This is a genomic window from Geomonas diazotrophica (assembly GCF_018919385.1).
GTDB classification, from domain to species: domain Bacteria; phylum Desulfobacterota; class Desulfuromonadia; order Geobacterales; family Geobacteraceae; genus Geomonas; species Geomonas diazotrophica.
Window position 1 is genome coordinate 128,650 of the sequence record NZ_JAHLMF010000007.1, and the last position, 22,894, is coordinate 151,543.

Sequence of the window (22,894 nt, forward strand, 5' to 3'; positions counted from 1 at the left end):
TCCTGTCAGTGGGGAGTTATGCTCTCAGTCGCGATGATGTTTCTTGTGCCCTTTCTTTTTACCGTGGTCGTGATGCTCCTTTTCCTTCTGCTTCAGGTACACCCGCTGGTGGTTTTCGACGTAGTAGGGGCGGCCGGATTCGTAATAGATGTGGACTCCCGGCGGGGCGGGGATGTAGCCGTTCAGTTGGACGTTGACGCCGACGGATCCGGCTTGCGCGGTCGGGGCGGTTGCCGCTCCGAGCAGAACGAATGCGGCTCCTGCCGCCAAGACGCTCAGTAACGATTTCATGCTCATGTCAGTTCCTCCTGGGGTACCACTTCGCCCGGCTGGCCACATGAATGTGGAGTCAAAGCAAAGGTGAATACGGGGTTTTGGGCAATAAAAAAGCCGGGGCCGAATATCTAGTCTGATATTTCGGCGACCCGGCTGTCTCGGTGAGACCCAGTAGGCTTTCCGTCCCATCCTCGCGGATGGTTTAGTATTATCGTGTATCGTATGTGGATCTGGAAAATTTGCTGGAACGATAGCGCAAGGCTGGAACCGTGTCAAGGGAGCTTTTGCTTTGTCGGGGCTTTTTCTTCTAATCGAAAGCAGATACTGCAGTCAAAAACACTAAAGTTTCCCGAGCAGTTGCCGAAATCTTACTTCATGGAGGCGATCGTTGCGCCGTCTTCTTTTTAATGATTTCGAGTTGTATCGGGAGAGGGCATGGTTAGAAGCATCCTTGAAATAGGTAATGCCAAGTACAAGATCGACCGGCTTATCTTGGGACGGTTCAAAGAGGAGGTCCGTCAGCACTGGACCAAAGGGGACGCTGGCGTAGAAGCGCCGGTGCCGGGCCCCGCTCCCTCGTTGGATGAGTCGCTGGAGCTTGTGTTCAAGGAAGTGATGCAGTTGTACAACGAATACGCGAAGACCGAGAGTATCGATGTCCTGTTGCGTTTAAAGGACAAACTGGAGCAGGTCTCCCTGAGGTACAAGAGCCTCGCCCTGGCCGAGGAGGTGCTCAATATAAACAGTTGCCTCCCCTACGAGCGGCGCGTTCCCCAAGGCTCGGAGGAAGGCCCCGCAAAGCATTGAGCCGGGGCTAGCGCCGCGGTGATCAGTAGGTGGCCGCCACCGGTTCCGGCATGCCGGCCCTGTCTTCCTCCGCAACTGATTTTCCCTTCTTGAGACTCTCCCACTCCTGCATCAGCTTGTCAGGCTCCGATGTCTTCTGCTTCAGTAATTCGAGCAGTCTCAGTTCCGAATCGCCGGTAAACCCGGTGAACTTCACGCCGATCATCGAGAAGAAGCAGTGCACCACGCTGACCGTGAGGGTCAAAGGTTCTGTGCCCGGTTCGAGGGGGACCGTGAGCCTGCAGGATTCGTTGAGAGGCACCATGAGGCACTCGTCGGCACTGATAAGGGCTCCGCGCAGGGAGACGTTTTCCAGGCGGCAACGATATTTGATGTCATGATGAACCAATTCTCCAGGCGCACTGTATGTGACCCGGTGAAATCGCCGCTGTTCCATCTTGGTACCCTCCTCGCACACATCGGTGATGTTCGCCAGGCATCTTATCGTCAAGATCCCTTACTAGCTGAAGTCTTTTTTGTCAACATTCCGTTGTGCCGGAACTTTTCGACCGCGGCGCGCGAATGGTCCTTCCTGGCGCCGGCCAGAACTCGCCTGCGCGAAGGGGGAGGGAGCCCCGTCACGGTAGGTTTTCCATTGACTTCACCCGGCAACTATTGTATTAAGTAGCGTTTCCTGGGTTTTGGATGCAGGCTGCCCCGCCGTCGCGAGTGGTGCACGCGCAGCCAATTTAAAAAGAAAAAAGTAGAGAGGGCCGGTGCATTGATGGAAAACAAGATCAGGGTGTTCAGCGGTAACTCCAATCCGGTTCTGGCAGAGAAGATCTGTGACTGCCTCAGGGTCCCTCTGGGCAAGGCGAAGGTCAGGACCTTCTCCGACGGCGAGATCATGGTCGAGATCGGCGAGAACGTGCGCGGTCGTGACGTCTACGTGGTTCAGTCCACCTGCTGCCCGACCAACAACAATTTGATGGAACTGCTCATCATGATCGATGCCCTGAAGAGGGCGTCCGCGGCGACCATCACCGCCGTGATCCCCTACTACGGCTACGCGCGCCAGGACCGCAAGGCTGCACCGAGGACCCCGATCACGTCCAAGCTGGTGGCGGACCTGATCACCACCGCGGGCGCGCACAGGGTGGTCACCATCGACCTGCACGCCGGCCAGATCCAGGGCTTCTTCAACATCCCGGTGGACAACCTCTACGCCGCACCGGTGCTTTTGGCCCACCTGAAGAGCCGTTTCGCCGACGACCTGGACAACCTGGTCATGGTTTCCCCCGACGCGGGGGGTACCGAGCGCGCCAGGGCCTTCGCCAAGAGGCTCGGCTGCACCCTGGCCGTGATCGACAAGCGCCGCACCGGTCCCAACGTCGCGGAGATCATGCACCTGATCGGTGACGTGAAGGGGAAGTCCGCCATCATCCTCGACGACATGATCGATACCGCCGGCACCCTGACCCAGGCAGCCCTGGCGCTGAAGGAGCACGGCGCCGCCAGCGTCTACGCCTGCGCCACCCACGGGGTCCTCTCCGGGCCGGCCATCGATAGGATCAACAATTCCGTCATCGAGAAGGTCGTCATCACGGACACCGTTCCGCTGGGCGAGAAGGCGGAACAGACCGACAAGCTCAGGGTGCTTTCCGTGGCAGACCTTCTGGCCGAGGCGATCCGCCGCATCCACGAGGACGAATCCGTCAGCTCCCTTTTCGTGTAGTACTAAAATATAAACTGTCATTGGAAGATCAAATACCAAGATTGACATCGGAGGATGTATGAGTAAGCAGGTGCTTAATGTTGAACTGAGGGAAAAAACCGGCAAGGGGATCTGCCGTCGTCTGCGCGCCGCCGGCCGCGTTCCGGCCGTCGTGTACGGCAAGGGTATCGAGCCGGTCTGCATCTCGCTCGGGCTGAAGGAACTGACCGAAGCCATCGCCGGCGAAGGTGGCCGCAACCACATCCTGACCCTGCAGGGCGTAGCCGCACTGGAAGGCGCCAACGTCATCGTGGCTGACCTGCTGCGCGACTCCCTCAAGAACCACGCACGTCACGTCGACCTGCACAAGATCAACCTCGCCGACAAGGTGAAGGTACAGGTCAAGCTGAACCTGGTCGGCACCCCGACCGGCGTCAAGGCAGGCGGCTTCCTCGACTTTGCGATGCACACCGTTGAAGTCGAGTGCCTCCCGGTTCACATCCCGGGGCACATCAACGTCGACGTCACCGAGCTCGCCATCGGCCACTCCATCCACGTGGGCGACATCAGCGCGCCGGTGGGCGCCGCCATCCTGAGCGATCCGAAGGCTCCGGTGGTCAGCATCCTCGGCCGCAAGGCTACTGCCGAGGAAGAGGCCGCTGCCTAGTCCAGGATCCTTATGGCAGCAAAATTGATCGTAGGGCTCGGCAACCCCGGGCCCAAGTACACATGGACCCGCCACAACGCGGGTTTCATGGTTTTAGACCGTCTGGCGAGCCTGTCCAACATCGCCGTCACCAGGAAGGCGTTTTCCGGCCTTGCCGGTGACGGCAGCTGGGCGGGCGAGCGGGTCTATCTCCTCAAGCCGCAGACCTTCATGAATCTGTCCGGCCGATCGGTGGCCGAGGCGCTCCGCTTCTACAAGCTCTCCCTGTCAGATCTCATCGTGATCCACGACGACCTCGATATCCCGTTCGGCAAGGTGCGGCTCAAGGAAGGGGGCGGGCACGGCGGGCACAACGGCCTGCGCTCGCTGGGGCAGGAGCTGGGCTCCAACGCCTTCGCCCGGGTGCGAGTCGGCATCGGCCGGCCGCTGCACGGCGATGTGGTGAACTTCGTCCTGACCAACTTCGCCAAAGAGGAGATGAACGAGCTGCTGGAAGTGCTGGACACCTCCCTTGACGCCATGGAAATGGCGATCAAGGAGGGGATGCCCAAGGCGATGAGCATCTTCAACGCGAAGTAGCCGAGACCCGGATAGAGAATAACATCGAGACCAAGACCCCCTCGCCCTTTGGGAGAGGGGGGACAGAGATACCCCCTCGAGGGGCTTCAGCCCCGTTGAAGCGGGTTGATTTAAGCTAAAAGGAAACACACATGGGTTTCAACTGCGGCATAGTCGGTCTCCCCAACGTGGGGAAATCCACCATCTTCAACGCGCTCACCTCGGCCGGTGCCGAGTCCGCCAACTATCCCTTCTGCACCATCGACCCCAACGTCGGCATCGTCTCGGTGCCCGATCCCCGCATGGACAAGCTGGCCGAGATCGTGCTCCCGGAGCGGATCCTCCCCACCACCGTCGAGTTCCTCGACATCGCCGGTCTTGTAAAAGGGGCGAGCCAGGGTGAGGGACTGGGGAACAAGTTCCTGGGGCACATCCGCTCCGTGGACGCGATCCTGCACGTGGTGCGCTGCTTCGAGAACGAGAACGTGGTGCACGTAAGCGGCAGCGTCTCGCCGGTGCGCGACATCGAGGTGATCCAGACCGAGCTGGCGCTTGCCGACCTCGATACGGTGGAAAAGCGCATGCAGCGAACCGAGAAGCAAGCGAGAAGCGGCGACAAGAAGGCCAAGGAAGACGTCGAGTTCTGCCAGAAGGTGAAGGCGACCCTGGAGAAGGGGCTCTCGCCGCGGGATCTCCCCGAGAACGAGGACGAGCGGATGATCCTGCGCGACATGCACCTGATGACCGCGAAGCCGGTGCTCTACGTCGCCAACGTGGCCGAAGACGACCTCGAGGGGAAACACCCCTACGTCGACGAGGTGCGCCAGTTCGCCGCCAAGGAAGGAAACGGCGTGGTCACCATCTGCGGCTCCATCGAAGCCGAGATCTCCGAGCTGGCGGGGGAGGAGAAGCAGGCCTTCCTCGAGGAGATGGGGCTCGCCGAATCCGGGCTCGACCGCCTGATCCGTTCCGGCTACGAGCTGCTCGGGCTCATCACCTACTTCACCGCCGGGGTCAAGGAAGTGCGCGCCTGGACCATCACCAAGGGGACCAAGGCCCCCGGCGCCGCGGGCGTTATCCACTCCGACTTCGAGAAGGGGTTCATCCGTGCCGAGGTGATTTCCTACAACGACTACATCGCCTCCGGCGGCGAGAGTGGCGCCAAGGAAAAGGGGCTGATGCGCCTGGAGGGGAAGGAGTACGTGGTGCAGGACGGCGACGTCATGCATTTTAGGTTCAATGTATAAAAGCAGATAAAGATTGAGATTAAGATTAAGAAGACCCGGCCGCCATGGCGGGATTGCGGACAGGGGCTGGAACTTTATCTTAATCTTTGTCTTAATCTGATTCTTTTTCCCTTGTCAAATTTTCATAAGTGTAGTAAGAAGTACCGTTCACCAGAACGGCCTTAGGGCCGTATCTCCTTGCTCCGGGTTGGACCGGGGCTAAATTAACCGTGAGGAGGCTTAACAATGAGCAGGATGTACGAGACGATTTACATCGTCCAGCCGGACCTCGGTGACGAAGAGATCAAAGCTCTTTCCACCAAGGTGCAGGACGTGATCGCCAGCATGAACGGCGATTTCAAGAGGCTTGAAGACTGGGGCACCAGGAAGCTGGCTTACCCGATCAACAAGAACCCGCGTGGCCGTTACTTTTACCTCCGTTTCGACGCCGATGCCCCGCTGATCGCTGAGCTGGAGCGCCGTCTGCGCCTTGACGACAAGGTGATCAGGTACCAGAGCGTTAAGCTCGAGCAGGAAGTGGTTGTCCCGGCAGCCGCTCCGGCCAAGAGTGCCGAGGAAGGGACCGAGGAAGTGGCTGCTGCTGCTACCGAGGCTCCGGCCGAAACGACTACTACGGTGGAGGAATAAAAGATGGCTGACGAAAGAGCACCCCAGAGAACCAGCAGCGGGCCGAGGAAGAAGCGTCCGTTCCAGCGTCGTAAGGTCTGCCGTTTCTGCGCGGACAAGCAGGTTACCATTGACTACAAAGATCCCCGCACCCTCCGTTATTTCGTTTCGGAGCGCGGCAAGATCATCCCGCGCCGCATTTCCGGCAACTGCTCCAAGCACCAGAGGGAAATCACCGAGGCGATCAAGCGCGCCAGGAACATCGCGCTGCTTCCGATTGCCGGCAGCCACGCAACCGCCTAGGTGCCGCTGACGGTGAATCCGTTGCAGGGGAAGATTTTCGATGTGATCAAGGGGAGCGTCGCTACGGTGACGCTCTTCCTTGCTTTCGTCTATCTCCCCGTGGTCGGCACCATTCCCGGGCTCTTTGCCTCGGCTCCTGCCGCGTTCTACGCGGTCAAGCGGGGGAGGGTGACCGGGTTTGCGATTGTCCTTGCCAGCTGCGCCATTCTTCTCGGCGTCGGTGATCCGGCCGCGACGGCCGTCTATCTGTTGCAGGCCGGCGTGCTGTCCCTGGCGCTTCCCGAGTTCCTGCTCAGGAACAAGGGGGGAGCACGCTCCGTCATCTACTCGGTGGCGGTGACCATCGCGGTCCTGTTGGTCGCGGCGGTGGTGTACGGCATGGCGACGGGGGCCGACCTGCATGCCAAGATCAGCAAAGGGGTGCAGACGAGCATCAACCAGACCTCGCAGATCTACCAGAAGGCGGGTGTCAAGGGGGACGAGCTCAAGGCGCTGCAGGATTCGATGTCCCAGGCAGGACAGCTGGTTGTCACCATCTACCCCGCGCTGGTCACCGTGGCCTACGGGATGATCGCCTGCATGAACCTGATGCTGCTGGCCGGGATAGCGGCGCGCCTGCGCATGCCGCTGTTCGTCGGTGACTTCAGGAAGTACAAGAACCCGGAGCCGCTGGTCTGGCTTTTGATCGTGTCCGGTTTCGGCACCCTCGTGCCGGAACCCATCGTGCACCTCGCCTCCCTGAACGTGCTGATCGTTCTGGGCGCCGTGTACTCTGTGCAAGGGTTCGCGATCATCAGCTTTTTCTTCCGTAAGCTCCAGGTTCCGGTCTTTATAAGACTTTTGGCGAGCCTGCTCCTCATCTTTCAGCCCATGATGGTGCTGGCGGTGGCGGCGCTGGGCGTATTCGATCTCTGGGCGGACTTCAGGTCCCCCAATAAACAGGAAAACCTGTAATCAACCAGGCTAGGAGGCAACACATGAAGGTCATTCTCAAAGAAAACGTAGAACATCTCGGCCACATCGGCGACATCGTCAAGGTAGCACCGGGCTACGCAAGGAACTACCTGCTGCCCAAGGGCTTCGCCATCGAGGCCACCGAGAAGAACGCCAAGGCCCTCGAGCACGCCAAGCGCCACCTCGAGTACAAGAAGAACAAGGTCCTCGAAGCTGCCAAGCTGATCGCGGCCAAGATCGAAGGGATCACCCTTTCCATCGCTCACCAGGCCGGTGCTGACGACAAGCTCTTCGGCGCCGTCACCAACATGGAACTGGCCGAGCAGCTCAAAGCTGCCGGCGTGGAAGTCGACCGCAAGCGCATCGTGCTTGCCGAGCCGATCAAGCACCTGGGCGAGTTCACCGCAGCCGTGAAGCTTCACCCGGAAGTGGTCGCCACCCTGAAAGTCGTGATCACCAAGGCCTAAGCCTTGCTGCAAAGCTCGTAGTTTCTGGTAATAATGAAGGGCCGCCTCCCCAGGGAGCGCGGCCCTTTTCCGTTTGGGCCAAGTAACCGCCACAGGGGGAGCCGTGAACATAGAGAAACACCACAAGCAGGATATCGCCACGAAGCAACTGGAGACGGCGCTGTTGCTGTTCTTCGCCCAGAAGGAGCTCTTCAGCATCATCACCCTGGCCGGGGCCGCCGAGGAGATACTGGGGCAATTGCTTGGGTTGCGTGACCGAGGCGATAAGGAGAGCCCGTTTCGGTCGGTCCTGGAACTGCTGCGACCGGCCAAGGGGGGGGCGCGCCGGGACGTTTCGGCGGCGCACGAGACGGAGCTGTACGTGCACATGGACGCGAGGCACGAGGCGGAGTTCCTGCTGGGGCGGGCGATAGACGACTATTTCGCGCTCACCGGCGAGTTGAGCGCCAACATGCGGAAGTACAACGAGGAAGTGAGAAGCAGGAGAGGGTAGGCCGGCGGCGGTAGTAGTAAGGGGACTGCGACGTTCGACGCCGGCAGGACCGGGGCTTCGCCGCCCTGCCCCCCTCCCGCCTTGGCGGACCGTGGCGCTTCGGCGCGCAGGCCCGCAAGGGGAGGGGGTGCCAAGAGACGTCTGAAGGTCGGGGCGGTGACCTTTACTTCTTCAAGGTGGCGTCCTGGATGAGGACGTTGTAGCGGTAGCCGGAGCCGAAGTCGAGGTTGTTATAAAGTATGCCGGAAACGGTTACCACATCCCCTTCCTTGGGAAGGTTCTTCGAAGTGATCACCAGGTCGTCGGTCTTCTGGGCCTTCGATCCGGTGCCGTCCACGAGGTGGATCCAGTTCTTCTTCATGATCTTCTGCGCTACCCGCGCCACGCGTCCGCGGACCACCACCGGCTTTTTCTCCAGTTTCTTGCTCTTGGCGTAGATCTCGGCGATGGTGTAGGCGTTGGGACCCTTGGCTTTGGTCACCTTCTGGTTCTTGGCCAGGGGTGCGGGAGCAACCGCGCGGGCGGGTGCCGGTGCCGCCTTGGCAGCGTCCTGCTGGGCTCCGGGAACCCCCTGGTGCACGGCCTTGATGGCCGACGGGCTCATCTCGATCTTTTCCGCGTCGGCGAGGCCGCCGGAGAAGATAACCCTGTCGAACTTGCGGTTCAGCCCCTTGCTGGTGAAGTTCTTCATCTCGAAGCCGGGCATGAGCGACAACTGCTGCCCGACCTTCACCTTGGTAAGCGGGATGGCGACCCACACCTTTTCCGACCCGTTCTGCAGGTTCACGTAGGTATAGCCGCCGCCGTCCATGGTTTCCAGTACCTTTCCTGAAAGAGGTATTTCCTTGGGCTTGGTGTCCGCTGCACCCACCTGCTGCGCGGTCAGTACGGCGAGGACGATCAACAGAGAGAGAATCTTTACGAGGCGTTTCATTTATTGACTCCTTCAGGGGGTGCTTTTTGTTCACGGCAGACTACTTTTTTCCCGCACTATTGACAAGGTTTTTCTAGAAACGGTGCCGGTCCCCTGCGCGCAAGGCTCCCCTTCGCTTCCTTGCGTTTGGTCTTTCTCCCCCCCTCATGACCGGGCAAGGGTTGCACCCTCGAATTAACCAGTTATATTTTGTGTTGCTACATTAAAGCGCGATTTGCGGTGGATGCCCCAGCGGGGGCGTAGACAACGCCGGTGCGGGGACGCGCGGTGCGCCTGTTCCAATGGGGGGGCGCGAAAGGGGGCATACATGAACAAGAAAGTGGGTGTGCTGCTTGTGCATGGTATGGGGACTTTGGCCGACGATTTCGCTCACGACATGGTCTATGAACTGCGCGAGAGGATCTCCGGGCGCGGTCTGAACCGGGAGGAGATCGCCTGGCAGGGGGTCTACTGGGCTCCGCTGCTGTCAGCCAGGGAGCACCAGATCTGGGTCGACCTGGCGGCGAACAACGACCTGAACTGGGCAAAACTGCGCAAGTTCTTCCTGAACGCCTTCGGCACCATGAGCTCCTACCACGCCTTGGGCAGCCGCACCGACAGTCTCTATCACAGGATCCATGGCGTGGTGCACCAGGGGCTCCAGCAGCTGCGTGCCAAACTGGGCGACCAGGACAAGCCGCTCGTCATCGTGGCGCATTCCATGGGGTCGGTGTTCATGTCGAACTACATCTGGGACCGTCAGAAGGGGTACGACCTGGAGCGCTACGGAAGCACCCCGTTCGAGCGGATGGAAACGCTCACCGGCCTGGTCACGCTGGGGAGCAACATCCCGCTTTTCTGCGTGGACAAGGAGAACCTCGCCTGCATCGAGTTTCCCCCCCGGCACCTCGCCGAGCCGCTCAGGAAAAAGGCGAAGTGGCTGAACCTCTACGATTCCGATGACGTGCTGGGGTGGCCGCTGAAGCCGCTCAGTCTCAGTTACTCGGCATCGGTCTCCGAGGACATCGAGGTGAGCGTCGGCAACATCCTGACCTCATGGAATCCGGCGAACCACTCCGCCTATTGGAGCGACGAGAACGTGATCAAGCCCATGGTCTACCTTCTGAGCAGCATCCTGGAAGCGACCCATGCGCCGGCGACGGGCACCTCGGAGGCGCAGGCCCCGAACGTCGGCGAATGAGAAGCTCCCCCTCCCGCAAAGGGAAGGGGATCGACGAAACAAAAAAGGCGCTCAAACGAGCGCCTTTTTTGTCCTGACTATCCCTGCCTTGAAGACTTACACGATCTTCTGCATACCCTTCATTGCGGCGCGCAGTTCGGCGCCCACTTCCTCGACCAGGTGGTTGCGGATCTCGGCGTTGACCGCGACCAGCAGCTGGTTGTCGACGCTGTTGTCCTTCACGTCGAGCCCCTTGCCGATCACGTCGGTGCCGACCTCGGCCATGAAATCCTTAAGCAGCGGCACGCAGGCGTGGGAGAAGAGGTAGCAGCCGTACTCGGCGGTGTCGGAGATGACGCGGTTCATCTCGTACAGCTTCTTCCTGGCGATGGTGTTGGCGATGAGCGGGGTCTCGTGCAGGGACTCGTAGTAGGCGCTCTCCGGCTCGATGCCGGTGTTGACCATGGTCTCGAAGGCGAGCTCGACACCGGCCTTCACCATGGCCACCATGAGGATGGCCTTGTCGAAGTACTCCTGCTCGGAGATCTCGCCGGCCGCCTCGGTCTTCTCGAAGGCGGTCTGGCCGGTCTGCTCGCGCCAGGTAAGGAGCTTTACGTCGTCGTTGGCCCAGTCCTCCATCATGGTGCGGGAGAACTCGCCGCTCATGATGTCGTCCATGTGCTTTTCGAACAGCGGGCGCATGATGTCCTTTAGCTCGGCCGCAAGCTTGAACGCGACCAGTTTGGCCGGGTTGGAGAGGCGATCCATCATGTTGGTGATGCCGCCGTGCTTGAGGGCCTCGGTGATGGTCTCCCAGCCGTACTGGATCAGCTTGACCGCGTAGGGGGCGGCGATGCCGTTTGCGGTCATCTTGTCAAAGCAAAGGAGCGCGCCCGCCTGCAGCATGCCGCAGAGGATGGTCTGTTCGCCCATGAGGTCGCTTTTCACCTCGGCGACGAAGGAGGACTCGAGCACGCCGGCGCGGTCGCCACCCTGCGCGGAGGCGATCGCCTTGGCGATCTCGAGGCCGTCGCCGTTGGGATCGTTCTCGCGGTGCACCGCGATGAGGGTCGGAACGCCGAAGCCGCGCTTGTACTCGGCGCGCACCTCGGAGCCCGGGCACTTCGGGGCGATCATGACCACGGTCAGGTCCTTGCGGATCTGGGTCCCTTCCTCGACGATGTTGAAGCCGTGGGCGTAGCTGAACACGGCGCCCTGCTTCATGAACGGGATGACGGTCGCGACGACGTTGCTGTGCTGCTTGTCCGGGGCGAGGTTCATGACGATGTCGGCGGTGGGAAGGAGTTCTTCGTAGGAGCCGACCTTGAAGCCGTTGTCCACGGCGTTTAGGTAGGACTGGCGCTTCTGCTCGATGGCCTCTTTCCTGAGGGTGTAGGAGACGTCAAGCCCGCTGTCGCGCATGTTGAGCCCCTGGTTGAGCCCCTGTGCGCCGCAGCCGACGATGACGATCTTCTTGCCTTTCACGTACTCGCAGCCGTTGGCGAACTCGGAAGCGTCCATGAAGCGGCAGGTGCCCAGTTCCTGCAGCTGGCGCCGCAGCGGCAGGGTGTTGAAGTAGTTCTGTCCCATCTTTCCCTCCTGAATATATAGTGTGGTGTGGTTACTCGCGGTCGGTGGTGTGAAAGTGTGGCGAATGTATACCAAATTTCACGTTGCGTAAATTGATTTGTTGTGCATATTGTGTTGCGTGTCGCGCAATAAGTGGCGCGGGCGGTGAAGGCGAGGTCGCGGGTATGACCTCATCCCGACCCACTCCCGGAGGGGGAGGGGGCGGCACGCGTGCATTTATATAGAGGTAGAGGGTTCACATGGATCTTAGAGAGCTGGAGATATTCCTTGCGGTTGCGGAGCTCAGGCACTTCGGCCGGGCCAGCCAGGCCTGCAACCTGAGTCCCTCGGCGCTCACCCGCACCATCCAGCGCATGGAGGAGGAGCTGGAGCAGCCCCTGTTTCTGCGCGACAACCGCACGGTCACGCTATCGCCTGCGGGCGAACGCCTGAAGTCCTACGCGCGGCTTTGCCTCAGCGAATGGCAAAGCCTGCGCTCGTCGGTGAAAAACGAGCAGGCCGTGGCCGGTTCCCTCTCCATCTACGCATCGATCACCGCGGTGTACGGCCTTCTTCCCGAGCTGTTGGAATCGTACCGGGAGAAGTACCCCGAGGTGCAGCTGGAGCTGCGCACGGGTGCCGCGGAGCAGGCGGTGTCCCAGGTGCAAAGCGGCGAGATAGATCTGGCTGTCGCGGCCTTTCCGGACGGGGCGCGCGCGAACATCCAGTTTCTCCCCATCGTCACCATCCCGCTGATCTTCATCGCGCCGCGGCGGTCCGGTGCCGCCGAGGTGCCGGTCGAGGGGGACCGTCTCGATCTCTCCCGGGCGCCGCTTGTGCTGCCGCAGACCGGGCTTTCGCGCCGGCGCCTGGACCAGTGGCTCAAGGAGCACCGCATCACTCCCAACATCACCTCCGAGGTTTCCGGCAACGAGGCGATCATCGCCATGGTTCGCCTGGGGTGCGGGGTCGGCATCGTGCCGCAACTGGTCCTCGAGCGGAGTCCGTTTCGGGACGAGGTGGTTGTCCTGGACAACGCGCCGGTCTTGAAGCCCTACGAGGTAGGGCTCTGCACCAGCAAGAGGAACCTGCAGCGACCGAGCGTGAAGGCGTTCTGGGAACTGGCAGAGGAGCACAACCTGACGGGGATGAAAGGGATAAAAGGGATGAAAGGCAAAAGGTGAGGCCTTTCCTGTGAGGGTACTGTTTTTGGGTTATCCATTTGACCCGTTTTTATCCCTGTCAAAGGTGTCGGCCTGGCGTCTTTGCTGCTTTTCGTGAGTCGGTTTTCGCCTTGCCTTCGTTTCTACCCTGTGCTATATAAGTTTGCTGTTTAAAATTCGCACGCCATTGCAGCCGTGCCGGTGGTGCCCGCCCAGCGGGTTCCGGTATTAATGGGTGGCGGAGGGAAAACCAAAAGGAGAAAGAAAAAATGTCGAACATCACCATGAAAGAACTGCTGGAAGCCGGCGTCCACTTCGGGCACCAGACCAAGAGATGGAACCCGAAAATGAAGCCGTACATCTTCGGCGCACGTAACGGGATCTACATCATCGACCTGCAGAAGACCGTAAGGCTCTTCAAGAACGCCTACAGCTTCGTCACCGACGCGGCCCAGGCAGGCGAGACCATCCTCTTCGTCGGCACCAAGAAGCAGGCACAGGATTCCGTGGCCGAAGAGGCGCTGCGTTGCGGGCAGTTCTTCGTCAACGACCGTTGGCTGGGCGGCATGCTCACCAACTTCTCCACCGTGAAGCAGAGCATCGACCGTCTCAAGCGTCTCGACGCCATGATCGCTGACGGCACCATCGAGGCTTACACCAAGAAAGAGCAGCTCAAGCTCGCCAAGGAGCGCGAGAAGCTCGAGAAGACCCTGGGCGGCATCAAGGGCATGGGCAAGGTTCCGGGCGTGCTGTTCGTGGTTGACCCGAAAAACGAAGAGATCGCCGTCAGCGAAGCCAAGAAACTCGGCATCCCGGTCGTCGCCATCGTCGACACCAACTGCGATCCGGACGACATCAACTACGTCATCCCGGGCAACGACGACGCCATCCGCGCCATCCGCCTTTTGACCAGCAAGATGGCTGATGCAGTCCTCGAGGGTGCCCAGGCTCGCAACGCCCGTCTCCAGACCGGCGCCGAGGAAGAGTTCTCCACCGAGGGCGAGGAAGTGGCTGAAGAGGTTACCGCCGAGGCCTAAGCCTCCCCGTCCGCGGCGACCGCAACACCTTTCAATAACACAATGACTAAGAAACCCGCGCCGCGAGGCGCGGGTGACTGTGGAGGATAACGTGAGCATTACAGCTGCACAGGTAAACGAACTCAGGAAAGTAACCGGCGCCGGCCTCATGGACTGCAAGAAGGCCCTGACCGAAACCAACGGCGATCACGAGAAGGCGATCGACTACCTGCGTACCAAGGGTCTGGCCGCCGCCTCCAAGAAGGCCGGCCGCGCCGCCACCGAGGGTCTGGTCGGTTCCTACATCCACGCCGGCGGCAAGATCGGCGTCCTGGTCGAGGTCAACTGCGAGACCGACTTCGTGGCCAAGAACGAGAACTTCCAGGCCTTCGTGAAGGACATCGCGATGCACATCGCCGCCGCCTCCCCGCTCTACGTACGCCGCGAGGAAGTGCCGGCAGAGCTCATCGAGCGCGAGAAGGCGATCTACCGCGAGAAGGCCAAGGAGAGCGGCAAGCCGGCGGCCATCATCGAGAAGATCCTCGAAGGGCAGATCAACAAGTTCTTCGGCGACATCTGCCTCCTCGAGCAGGCCTACGTGAAGGACCCGGACAAGACCATCCAGACGGTCCTCAACGAGACCATCGCTTCCATCGGCGAGAACATGAGCATCCGCCGCTTCGCCAAGTTCGTACTCGGCGAGGGGCTCGCCAAGAAGGAGAGCGATTTCGCGGCAGAGGTCGCCGCGGCGGCCGGCGTGTAAGACGTTCCAACGGGAGCCGGCCATGAAAATGGGCGGCTCTTTTTTTATCTGCAGCAAGGCAAACGGCCCTGCGCGGGAGGTTCTCGCCCGGGCGGGCGCACCGGGGAGGCAAGCCCCCCCGGAACCTGTTCTGCGTGAAGGCTATTTGCCGTCAAGAAAAGGCAAGGTGACTACGATGGCAGAACCCTATTACAAAAGAGTACTTCTCAAGCTTTCCGGCGAGGCCCTCGGCGGCGAACAGGGGTACGGCATCGACCCGAACACCATCACCGCGATCGCCCGCGAGGTGAAGCAGGTGGTGGATCTCGGCGTCGAGCTGTGCCTGGTCATCGGCGGCGGCAACATCTTCCGCGGCGTCGCAGCCTCCTCCAAGGGGATGGACCGCGCCAGCGCCGACTACATGGGGATGCTCGCCACCATGATCAACTCCCTCGCCATGCAGGACGCCCTGGAGAAGGTCGGCGTCGACACCCGCGTCCAATCCGCCATCGGCATGGCCGAGGTCGCCGAACCCTACATCCGCCGGCGCGCCATCAGGCACCTGGAGAAGGGGAGGGTGGTCATCTTCGGCGCCGGTACCGGCAACCCCTACTTCACCACCGATACCGCGGCGAGCCTCAGGGCCATGGAGATCGGCGCCGACGTGATCCTCAAGGGGACCAAGGTGGACGGCGTCTACTCCGCAGACCCCAACAAGGACAAGAGCGCCACCAAGTACGGCACCCTCAGCTACCTGGAGGTCCTCAGGAAGGGGCTCCAGGTGATGGACGCCACCGCGATCTCGCTCTGCATGGACAACAGCCTTCCGATTATCGTGTTCGATGTGACGACCGACGGCAATGTCGTGCGGGTGGTCAACGGCGAACCGATCGGCACCATCGTCAAAGAAGGAGAATAGCATGATAAAGGATGTCATCGCCGATATGCACGTCCACATGGACAAGTCCATAGATTCGCTCAGGAAGGACTACCAGAAGGTCCGTACCGGCCGCGCCAGCACAGCACTTCTGGACGAGATCAAGGTCGATTCCTACGGGACGCCGTCGCCGCTGAACCAGGTGGCCTCCCTTGCCGTTCCCGAGGCGCGCACCATCACCATCTCTCCCTGGGACAACAAGATGATCGGCCCCATCGAGAAGGCGATCATGAACTCAAACCTGGGGCTCACCCCGGCCAACGACGGCAAGGTGATCCGCCTCGTCCTCCCGCCGCTCACCGAGGAGCGCCGCAAGGACATCGTCAAGCAGCTGAAGCGTGACGCCGAGGAGGCCAAGGTGGCCCTCAGGAACATCCGCCGCGACGCCATCGACAAGCTGAAGAAGCTCGAGAAGGACAAGCAGATCTCCGAGGACGAGCTAAAGCGCGCCGAGAAGGACGTCCAGGACTCCACCAACAAGTACGTCGCCAAGTGCGACGAGGTGCTGGCCCACAAGGAAAAAGAGGTAATGGAGGTCTAAGGACCGACAGATCAGGGGGGAGCTTCGCTCCCCCTTGATCGTCGCCGTCCGGCTGCCGCCGCTCCCTCAAGTGAACCCCCCGATTCAAGGGGATTTTTTGTTTTCAGGATGCTCATGGACAACAGCTTAGACCCGAAGAAACTCCCGAAGCACCTCGCCGTCATCATGGACGGCAACGGCCGCTGGGCCAAGCAGCGCATGCTGCGCAGGATCGTTGGGCATCAAAAAGGTGTGGAGACCGTTCGGGTCATCGTCGAGGAGTGTTCGCGCCTGGGGATCGGCTACCTGACCCTGTTCGCCTTCTCCGCGGAGAACTGGCTGCGCCCCAAGACCGAGGTCAAGGCGCTCATGGCGCTGTTGAAGCAGTACATCCGGAGCGAAACCGCGCGGATGATGCAGAACGACATCCGCTTTAACGTGATCGGCAACCGCGCCGACCTCCCCGAGGACGTGAGCCGGGAGATCCAGCACACCATCGACAAGACGGCCGGCAACGGCGGCATGCTGCTCACCCTGGCGCTCTCCTACGGCAGCCGCCAGGAGATCGTGTCGGCCGCGAAGAGGCTCGCCGGCGAGGTCGCCGCGGGAAGGCTCGATCTCGAGCAGATCGACGAGAGCGCCTTCACCCGGTCCCTTTTCACCGCGGGGATACCGGACCCTGACCTCCTGATCAGGACCAGCGGGGAGATGCGCATCAGCAACTTCCTGCTCTGGCAGCTTGCCTACGCCGAACTTTACTTCACCGATGTCAATTGGCCCGATTTCGACAAGCACGAGCTGGCGCGGGCCTTCCGCGACTTCCAGTCCAGAGAGCGCAGGTTCGGCATGACCAGCGAGCAGCTGGCAGAGACGCCGTCCTAGACCATTTCCGGGGTGCGCCCCGAAGGAGTCCGCCATCAAACGACTAGCCACCGCAGCGGTCCTGCTGCCCCTCGTGATTGTTTTCATCCTGAAGGCGTCGGTGTTCCAGTTCTCGCTGCTGGTGTTCCTGCTGGCCCTTCTGGGGCTGGACGAGTTCTACCGCATGGCGCTGCCGCAGCGCCGGGGGGAGGGGAGGGTCGCCACGGTCGCAGGGGCCTGCGCCGTGTTCGCCGTCTTCTCCACGAACCCGGTACTGCCGCTTTTCACGCTCACCGCCCTGGTGCTGGCCTTCACCCTGGTCGCCCTTTTCAGGCTCCAGGACGTCAAGCAGGCCGCACCCGACGTCGCCCTTGTGCTGATGGGCTTTCTCTACGTGCCGCTTCTGCTGGCGCACCTGGTGCTGGTCCGTTCGCTCCCCAACGGCGTCTCCTGGCTCTTCCTTATCATGGTGATCGTCATGGCGGGTGACAGCGCCGCCTACTACGTCGGCTCCTCCCTGGGGAAGCACCGCCTCTACCCCGCGGTGAGCCCCAAGAAGAGCGTGGAGGGGGCGATCGGGGGGCTTTCCGGGAGCGTCATCGGCGCCCTCATCGCCAAGTTCACCTTCTTCCCCGAGCTTGCCCTGGGCGACTGTTTCGCCGCCGCGCTCCTTCTGGGCACGCTGGGACAGTTGGGCGACCTGTTCGAGTCGCTGATCAAGCGGAGCTGCGGCGTGAAGGATTCCGGCTCCATCATCCCCGGCCACGGAGGCGTCCTGGACCGGCTGGATTCGATTTTGTTCGCGGCGCCGGCAGCTTACTATTACGCCAGTTTCCTGTTTTAGGCACGGCCGCTGCGTCCGTACTTTTTTCCGGTGCAACCCGCCGGCAAACTCGGCAAAAAAATCCGTTAGTTAGCCTGCCGCGCCACTTGACTTGAGGCATCTGCGAGGGAAAATGAAAAATCTTACCATTTTGGGCTCGACAGGATCGATCGGGGCAAGCACTCTCGAGGTCGTTGCCGCCCACCGGGACAAGTTCCGCGTGGTGGCGCTCACCGCGGGATCCAACCTGGAGCTTTTGAAAGAGCAGATCGAAACCTTCCAGCCCGACCTCGTCTCTGTGCTCTGCGCCGACAAGGCCAAGGCTCTCAGCCGTTCGCTGCGTGGTAAAAAACCCGAGATCATGCACGGCGTGGAAGGGCTCATCGCGGCCGCGACCGCCGCAGAGACCACCATGGTGGTGGCTGCCATCGTGGGGGCCGCGGGACTCGTTCCCACCGCGGCGGCCATCATGGCCGGCAAGGACGTGGCGCTGGCCAACAAGGAGACCCTGGTCACGGCGGGGCACCTGATCATGAGGATGGTGCGGGAGAAGGACGTCCGCCTCTACCCGGTCGACAGCGAGCACTGTGCGGTGTTCCAGTCCATGGCCGGCCACCGCAGCCAGGACATCCACCGCGTGATCCTTACCGCGTCGGGTGGGCCCTTTCTCAACTGGGGCAAGGAGAAGCTCGCCTGCGCCACGGTGGCGGATGCGCTGAACCACCCGAACTGGAGCATGGGGAAGAAGATCACCGTGGACTCCGCCAGCATGATGAACAAGGGGCTGGAGGTGATCGAGGCGCGCTGGCTCTTCGACATCCCGGTGGAGCGGATCGCGGTGAACATCCATCCCCAGAGCATCGTCCACTCCATGGTCGAGTACATCGACGGCAGCGTCATGGCGCAGCTCGGGGTGCCCGACATGAAGGGACCGATCGCCTACGCCCTCACCTATCCCGGGCGCGTCGCCTCAGGGGTGAAGCCGCTCGATCTCACCGAGCTTTCGGGGCTCACCTTCCTGAAGCCGGACACCGACCGTTTCCCGGCGCTGAAGCTCGCCTACGACGCGGTTCAGGCGGGAGAAAGCATGCCGGCCGTCATGAACGCGGCCAACGAGATCGCCGTGGAGAACTTCCTGTCCGGCAGGATCGGCTTCATGGCCATCTCCGAGACCATCGCCAGGGTGATGGAGCTGCACACCCCCCGGTCCCTGTACTCCATCGAAGAGGTGCTGGAAGCCGATCGCTGGGGAAGAAGGACCGCCAGGGAGCTCCTCGGCTGCACCAACTAACCTTTTACCGCCTCGTCCGCCGCCTTAACGCCGCAGTGGCGAGGCGCCGGCGTGCCCCCGGGCACACTTTAGAGGGGACCACATGAGCATAATTTTCGCCATCATAGCCCTCGGGGCGCTGATTTTCATACATGAGCTCGGGCACTTCCTGTTCGCCAAGGCCTTCAAGGTCGGGGTCGAGAAGTTCTCCCTGGGGTTCGGTCCCAAGGTGTACAGCAAGCAGGTGGGCGAGACCGAGTACCTGCTCTCCGCGCTGCCGCTTGGGGGGTACGTCAAGATGGTTGGGGAGGGGGAGGAGGTCGAGCTCACCGAGGAGGACCGCAAGCGCTCCTTCGCCGACAAGCCGGTGCTGCAGCGCATCCTCATCGTCGCCGCCGGCCCGGTCTTCAACCTCCTTTTCGCCTACGTCATCTTCGTCGTCATCTACATGTTCCTGGGCGTCCCCGCCGTCACCACCAAGGTGGGCGAGGTGCTCCCGGACAAGCCGGCCGCCCGCGCCGGGATCCTGACCGGCGATGCCATAAGGAGCGTGAACGGCAGGGCGGTGACCCGCTGGGACGAGTTCGCCAGGATCATCGTGGAGGGGAACGCCGCCCCGGTGCAGGTTGAGGTGCAGCGCGGCAAGTCGCTCCTGAAGTTCACCATGGTCCCCGAACGGCGCACCAGCAAGAACCTCCTGGGCGAATCGGTGACCCATCCCGTCATCGGCGTGGTCGCCGCCGGCGAGACCGTCGTCGACCATTTCCCTCCCGGCGAGGCGATCGTCAAGGGAAGCACCCAGTGCTGGAACGTGATCGAACTGACCGTGCTCTCCCTGGTGCGCCTCGTGGAGCGCGCGATCCCCTTGGACAACATCGGCGGCCCGATCATGATCGTCAAGATGGCCGGGGAGCAGGCGGCGGCCGGGGGGGTGAGCTTCCTCGCCTTCGTGGCGCTCTTGTCGGTGAACCTGGGCGTGCTGAACCTCTTGCCGGTGCCGATCCTGGACGGGGGGCACCTGGCCTTCTTCTTCATCGAGCTTGTGACCGGAAGGCCGCTCAGCAAGAGGACCCGCGAGATCGCGCAGCAGGTGGGGCTCGTGCTCCTGATCAGCCTGATGATGCTGGCCTTCTACAACGACATCGCGCGCATGATCGCGAGCAAGGCGTAACTCCTTGAAGATACTCACCGTCGATACCTCCAGCAACTGCTCCTCGGTCTCGCTCAGCGACGACGCGACGCTCCTCGGCGAGTGCCTCCTTGGGGAGGACCGCAGCAACTCGGGGCGCCTCATGGACTCCATCTCGGGTCTCCTGCGGGCCGCCCGGCTCGCCCCCGAGGGGCTCGACTGCCTCGCCGTTTCCCTGGGCCCCGGCTCCTTCACCGGCGTGCGCGTCGGCATCGCCACGGTAAAGGGGCTCGCCCTCGCCACCGGCAAGCCGGTGGTCGGCTTTTCCTCCCTCGCCATGCTCGCCATGAACCTTCCCTACAGCTCCGCGCAGGTCGCCCCCCTGTTCGACGCCAGGAAGGGGGAGGTCTACGGCGCGCTGTACCGCTGCGGCGCCCTTCCCGACGCGGTGGTCGCTGACGCCGTGCTTTCCCCCGCTGACTTCCTGGCCCTGGTCAGGGAACCCACCATCTTCGTCGGCGACGGCGCGCTCCGCTACTGCGACCTGATCCGGGACACCCTGGGAGAGCTCGCCATCTTCCCTCCCTGGCACACCAACCTGCCGCGCGCCAGCGCCGGCGCGGTCATCGCGCGCGAAACCGCCCGCGAGGGGAAGTTCACCCCGCTTGCCCAGTTGAACCCCACCTACCTGCGCGCCTCCGAGGCGGAGATCGCCAAGAGAAAGCGCGACTCTCTTTAACGCCGTTTTAGCCGGTTGACAGCTTGGTTTTAATGTATTATCGTGTCCATTCCTACCGTTCCCGGTAACTGCTTTCAACTATTGAGCTTTTGGTAAGACCAACAGCCGGTTTGGCGAACCTGAACAGGGTTCCCCGCCGGCGTCAGGGAGAAATGCATGCGTAGCGACATGATCACCCAAGGGCTGGAGCGCACCCCGCACCGCGCCCTTTTGAAAGGAACCGGCCTGCCGCAAAGCGAGATGGGGAAACCCTTCATCGGCATCGCCACCAGCTTCACCGATCTCATCCCGGGGCACGTGGGGATGCGTGATCTCGAGCGCTTCATCGAGAAGGGGGTCCACACCGGCGGCGGCTACTCCTTCTTCTTCGGCATCCCCGGCGTCTGCGACGGCATCTCCATGGGGCACAAGGGGATGCACTACTCGCTCCCCACCCGCGAGCTGATCGCCGACATGGTCGAGTCCGTGGCCGAGGCGCACCGCCTGGACGGCCTGGTGCTCCTCACCAACTGCGACAAGATCACCCCGGGCATGCTGATGGCGGCGGCCCGCCTGGACATCCCCTGCATCGTGGTCACCGCCGGTCCCATGATGAGCGGCCGCGGCGACGCGGGGAGGAAATACTCCTTCGTAACCGACACCTTCGAGGCGATGGCCCGCTACAAGGCAGGCGTCATCGACGACCAGGAGCTCGCCCGCTGCGAGGAGAACGCCTGCCCCGGCATGGGCTCCTGCCAGGGGCTCTTCACCGCCAACACCATGGCCATCCTCACCGAGACCATGGGGATGAGCCTGCCGCGCTGCGGCACGGCACTCGCGGTCTCCGCGCTCAAGCGCCGCATCGCCTTCGCCTCCGGCGAGCGCATCGTGGACCTCGTGCGCCAAAACATCACCCCGCGCTCCATCATGACCCGCGAGGCGTTCGAGAACGCGATCCGCGTTGACCTGGCGCTTGGGGGCTCCTCGAACACCGTGCTGCACCTCCTCGCCATCGCGCACGAGGCGGGTGTGGAACTGCCGCTTGAGACCTTCGACATCCTCTCCAAAACGACCCCGCAGATCGCCTCCATGAACCCGGCGGGGGAGCACTTCATGGAGGACCTCGACGCCGCAGGCGGCGTGGCCGGCGTCATGAAGCAGCTGGGCGACAGGATCCACGACTGCCCGACCCTTATGGGGCTCTCCACCAAGGAGATCGCGGCGAGCCTGAAAGGGGTGGACGACTCCGTGATCCGCTCCGTGGACGCGCCGGTCAAGAAAGAGGGTGGCATCGCCGTCCTCTTCGGCAACATCGCCCCGGAAGGCGCCGTGGTCAAGCAGTCCGGCGTGGGCGAGAAGATGATGCAGTTCACCGGCACCGCCCGCTGCTTCGACTCGGAAGACATCGCCATGGCCGCCATCATGAACGGCCAGATCAAGAGCGGCGACGTGGTGGTGATCCGCTACGAAGGTCCCAAGGGTGGGCCCGGCATGAGGGAGATGCTTGCCCCGACCGCGGCCATCATGGGGCTCGGCCTCGGCGATTCCGTGGCGCTCATCACCGACGGCCGCTTCTCCGGCGGCACCCGCGGTCCCTGCATCGGTCACATCTCCCCGGAGGCGGCCGTGGGCGGTCCCATCGCCCTGGTCGAAGACGGCGACAAGATCGAACTCGACATCCCGTCCCGTTCCCTGAAGCTCCTGGTGAGCGACGAGGAGCTGGCCAGCCGGCGTGCCCGCTGGGTCGCGCCCGAGCCGAAGATCAAGAAGGGCTGGCTCGCCCGCTATGCGAAGGTGGTCACTTCCGCCCACACCGGCGCCATCACCACCGCTGAATAAAACCCCGACCCCCTTTACCAAGGGGCAGAGGGAGGCCCTCCTTTCACCGGGGAGGGTCGGCCTCAGGGGAAGTCTTCATTACTAGTGATCCGGCGCTTACCGAGCGCGGGATCGATCAATAGCGGCAGGTTTCTGCCGCGGCA

Annotated in this window: 26 protein-coding genes and 1 riboswitch; of the genes, 22 read left to right on the forward strand and 4 right to left on the reverse strand. The window is 62.1% G+C overall.

The features are described from left to right. Positions 1–24: 24 nt before the first annotated feature. Positions 25–297, reverse strand: coding sequence for a hypothetical protein (locus tag KOM00_RS09460; RefSeq protein WP_236026854.1), 273 nt, complete (start codon positions 295–297; stop codon positions 25–27). Between the two features lie 119 nt (positions 298–416). After that, a riboswitch (cyclic di-GMP riboswitch) is annotated at positions 417–493 on the reverse strand. 218 nt (positions 494–711) lie between these two features. Between KOM00_RS09460 and KOM00_RS09465 the strand changes: the two genes are divergently transcribed. Beyond that, complete coding sequence (locus KOM00_RS09465; protein WP_216498674.1) at positions 712–1,083, forward strand: hypothetical protein; 372 nt, start codon at positions 712–714, stop codon at positions 1,081–1,083. A 22-nt stretch (positions 1,084–1,105) separates the two neighbouring features. Here the strand turns inward: KOM00_RS09465 and KOM00_RS09470 are convergent, their stop codons facing one another. Then, complete coding sequence (locus KOM00_RS09470) at positions 1,106–1,519, reverse strand: PilZ domain-containing protein (RefSeq protein WP_216498675.1); 414 nt, start codon at positions 1,517–1,519, stop codon at positions 1,106–1,108. A gap of 327 nt (positions 1,520–1,846) precedes the next feature. Here KOM00_RS09470 and KOM00_RS09475 point away from each other — a divergent pair, with 327 nt between their 5' ends. The 9 genes from KOM00_RS09475 to KOM00_RS09515 all read left to right on the forward strand — a co-directional run bounded on the left by KOM00_RS09475 (position 1,847) and on the right by KOM00_RS09515 (position 8,071). After that, entirely contained in the window at positions 1,847–2,797 is a 951-nt protein-coding gene (locus KOM00_RS09475) for a ribose-phosphate pyrophosphokinase (RefSeq protein ID WP_216498676.1), read from the forward strand. Positions 2,798–2,855: 58 nt separating this feature from the next. Beyond that, on the forward strand, positions 2,856–3,443 hold the full coding sequence (locus KOM00_RS09480) for a 50S ribosomal protein L25 (protein ID WP_216498677.1): 588 nt from the start codon (positions 2,856–2,858) through the stop codon (positions 3,441–3,443). A gap of 12 nt (positions 3,444–3,455) precedes the next feature. Continuing rightward, a complete protein-coding gene (gene pth, locus KOM00_RS09485) occupies positions 3,456–4,022 on the forward strand; it encodes an aminoacyl-tRNA hydrolase (protein ID WP_216498678.1) in 567 nt (188 codons plus the stop codon). A 131-nt stretch (positions 4,023–4,153) separates the two neighbouring features. Continuing rightward, positions 4,154–5,248, forward strand: a complete 1,095-nt coding sequence (gene ychF, locus KOM00_RS09490) for a redox-regulated ATPase YchF (RefSeq protein ID WP_216498679.1) — start codon at positions 4,154–4,156, stop codon at positions 5,246–5,248. Between the two features lie 225 nt (positions 5,249–5,473). Beyond that, a complete protein-coding gene (gene rpsF / locus KOM00_RS09495; protein WP_216498680.1) occupies positions 5,474–5,875 on the forward strand; it encodes a 30S ribosomal protein S6 in 402 nt (133 codons plus the stop codon). Between the two features lie 3 nt (positions 5,876–5,878). Then, the gene (rpsR, locus tag KOM00_RS09500; RefSeq protein WP_183350613.1) at positions 5,879–6,157 is read left to right on the forward strand and encodes a 30S ribosomal protein S18; all 279 of its coding nucleotides are present in this window, start codon (positions 5,879–5,881) and stop codon (positions 6,155–6,157) included. A gap of 12 nt (positions 6,158–6,169) precedes the next feature. Beyond that, positions 6,170–7,111 carry a YybS family protein gene (locus tag KOM00_RS09505; protein ID WP_239027622.1) on the forward strand — a complete coding sequence of 314 codons (942 nt, stop codon included), beginning with the start codon at positions 6,170–6,172 and terminating at the stop codon, positions 7,109–7,111. A 23-nt stretch (positions 7,112–7,134) separates the two neighbouring features. Then, positions 7,135–7,578, forward strand: a complete 444-nt coding sequence (rplI, locus tag KOM00_RS09510; protein WP_216498682.1) for a 50S ribosomal protein L9 — start codon at positions 7,135–7,137, stop codon at positions 7,576–7,578. A 103-nt stretch (positions 7,579–7,681) separates the two neighbouring features. After that, positions 7,682–8,071 (forward strand): hypothetical protein, encoded by a 390-nt coding sequence (locus KOM00_RS09515; RefSeq protein ID WP_216498683.1) that lies wholly within the window; start codon positions 7,682–7,684, stop codon positions 8,069–8,071. Positions 8,072–8,234: 163 nt separating this feature from the next. Here the strand turns inward: KOM00_RS09515 and KOM00_RS09520 are convergent, their stop codons facing one another. After that, positions 8,235–9,005, reverse strand: a complete 771-nt coding sequence (locus tag KOM00_RS09520; protein WP_216498684.1) for a DNA-binding protein — start codon at positions 9,003–9,005, stop codon at positions 8,235–8,237. 307 nt (positions 9,006–9,312) lie between these two features. On the opposite strand from KOM00_RS09520, the gene KOM00_RS09525 reads away from it, so the two are divergent. Beyond that, positions 9,313–10,185 (forward strand): hypothetical protein, encoded by an 873-nt coding sequence (locus KOM00_RS09525; protein WP_216498685.1) that lies wholly within the window; start codon positions 9,313–9,315, stop codon positions 10,183–10,185. Between the two features lie 96 nt (positions 10,186–10,281). Here KOM00_RS09525 and ilvC read toward each other — a convergent pair whose 3' ends face one another. Further along, a complete protein-coding gene (gene ilvC / locus KOM00_RS09530; RefSeq protein WP_216498686.1) occupies positions 10,282–11,754 on the reverse strand; it encodes a ketol-acid reductoisomerase in 1,473 nt (490 codons plus the stop codon). 239 nt (positions 11,755–11,993) lie between these two features. On the opposite strand from ilvC, the gene ilvY reads away from it, so the two are divergent. From ilvY to ilvD, 11 genes are all read left to right on the forward strand, one after another. Next, on the forward strand, positions 11,994–12,917 hold the full coding sequence (ilvY, locus tag KOM00_RS09535; protein WP_216498687.1) for an HTH-type transcriptional activator IlvY: 924 nt from the start codon (positions 11,994–11,996) through the stop codon (positions 12,915–12,917). Between the two features lie 248 nt (positions 12,918–13,165). Beyond that, positions 13,166–13,933, forward strand: coding sequence for a 30S ribosomal protein S2 (gene rpsB, locus KOM00_RS09540; RefSeq protein WP_216498688.1), 768 nt, complete (start codon positions 13,166–13,168; stop codon positions 13,931–13,933). A gap of 91 nt (positions 13,934–14,024) precedes the next feature. Next, positions 14,025–14,675 carry a translation elongation factor Ts gene (tsf, locus tag KOM00_RS09545; protein WP_216498689.1) on the forward strand — a complete coding sequence of 217 codons (651 nt, stop codon included), beginning with the start codon at positions 14,025–14,027 and terminating at the stop codon, positions 14,673–14,675. Between the two features lie 175 nt (positions 14,676–14,850). Then, on the forward strand, positions 14,851–15,573 hold the full coding sequence (pyrH, locus tag KOM00_RS09550; RefSeq protein WP_216498690.1) for a UMP kinase: 723 nt from the start codon (positions 14,851–14,853) through the stop codon (positions 15,571–15,573). 1 nt (position 15,574) lies between these two features. Then, entirely contained in the window at positions 15,575–16,132 is a 558-nt protein-coding gene (frr, locus tag KOM00_RS09555; protein WP_216498691.1) for a ribosome recycling factor, read from the forward strand. Positions 16,133–16,246: 114 nt separating this feature from the next. Continuing rightward, positions 16,247–16,993, forward strand: a complete 747-nt coding sequence (locus tag KOM00_RS09560; protein WP_216498692.1) for an isoprenyl transferase — start codon at positions 16,247–16,249, stop codon at positions 16,991–16,993. 34 nt (positions 16,994–17,027) lie between these two features. Continuing rightward, the gene (locus tag KOM00_RS09565; RefSeq protein ID WP_216498768.1) at positions 17,028–17,816 is read left to right on the forward strand and encodes a phosphatidate cytidylyltransferase; all 789 of its coding nucleotides are present in this window, start codon (positions 17,028–17,030) and stop codon (positions 17,814–17,816) included. A 112-nt stretch (positions 17,817–17,928) separates the two neighbouring features. Next, entirely contained in the window at positions 17,929–19,086 is a 1,158-nt protein-coding gene (locus tag KOM00_RS09570) for a 1-deoxy-D-xylulose-5-phosphate reductoisomerase (protein ID WP_216498693.1), read from the forward strand. Positions 19,087–19,168: 82 nt separating this feature from the next. Then, entirely contained in the window at positions 19,169–20,236 is a 1,068-nt protein-coding gene (gene rseP / locus KOM00_RS09575; protein ID WP_216498694.1) for an RIP metalloprotease RseP, read from the forward strand. A 4-nt stretch (positions 20,237–20,240) separates the two neighbouring features. Next, complete coding sequence (gene tsaB / locus KOM00_RS09580; protein WP_216498695.1) at positions 20,241–20,933, forward strand: tRNA (adenosine(37)-N6)-threonylcarbamoyltransferase complex dimerization subunit type 1 TsaB; 693 nt, start codon at positions 20,241–20,243, stop codon at positions 20,931–20,933. Between the two features lie 156 nt (positions 20,934–21,089). Beyond that, complete coding sequence (ilvD, locus tag KOM00_RS09585) at positions 21,090–22,751, forward strand: dihydroxy-acid dehydratase (RefSeq protein ID WP_216498696.1); 1,662 nt, start codon at positions 21,090–21,092, stop codon at positions 22,749–22,751. The last annotated feature ends 143 nt before the right edge of the window (positions 22,752–22,894 follow it).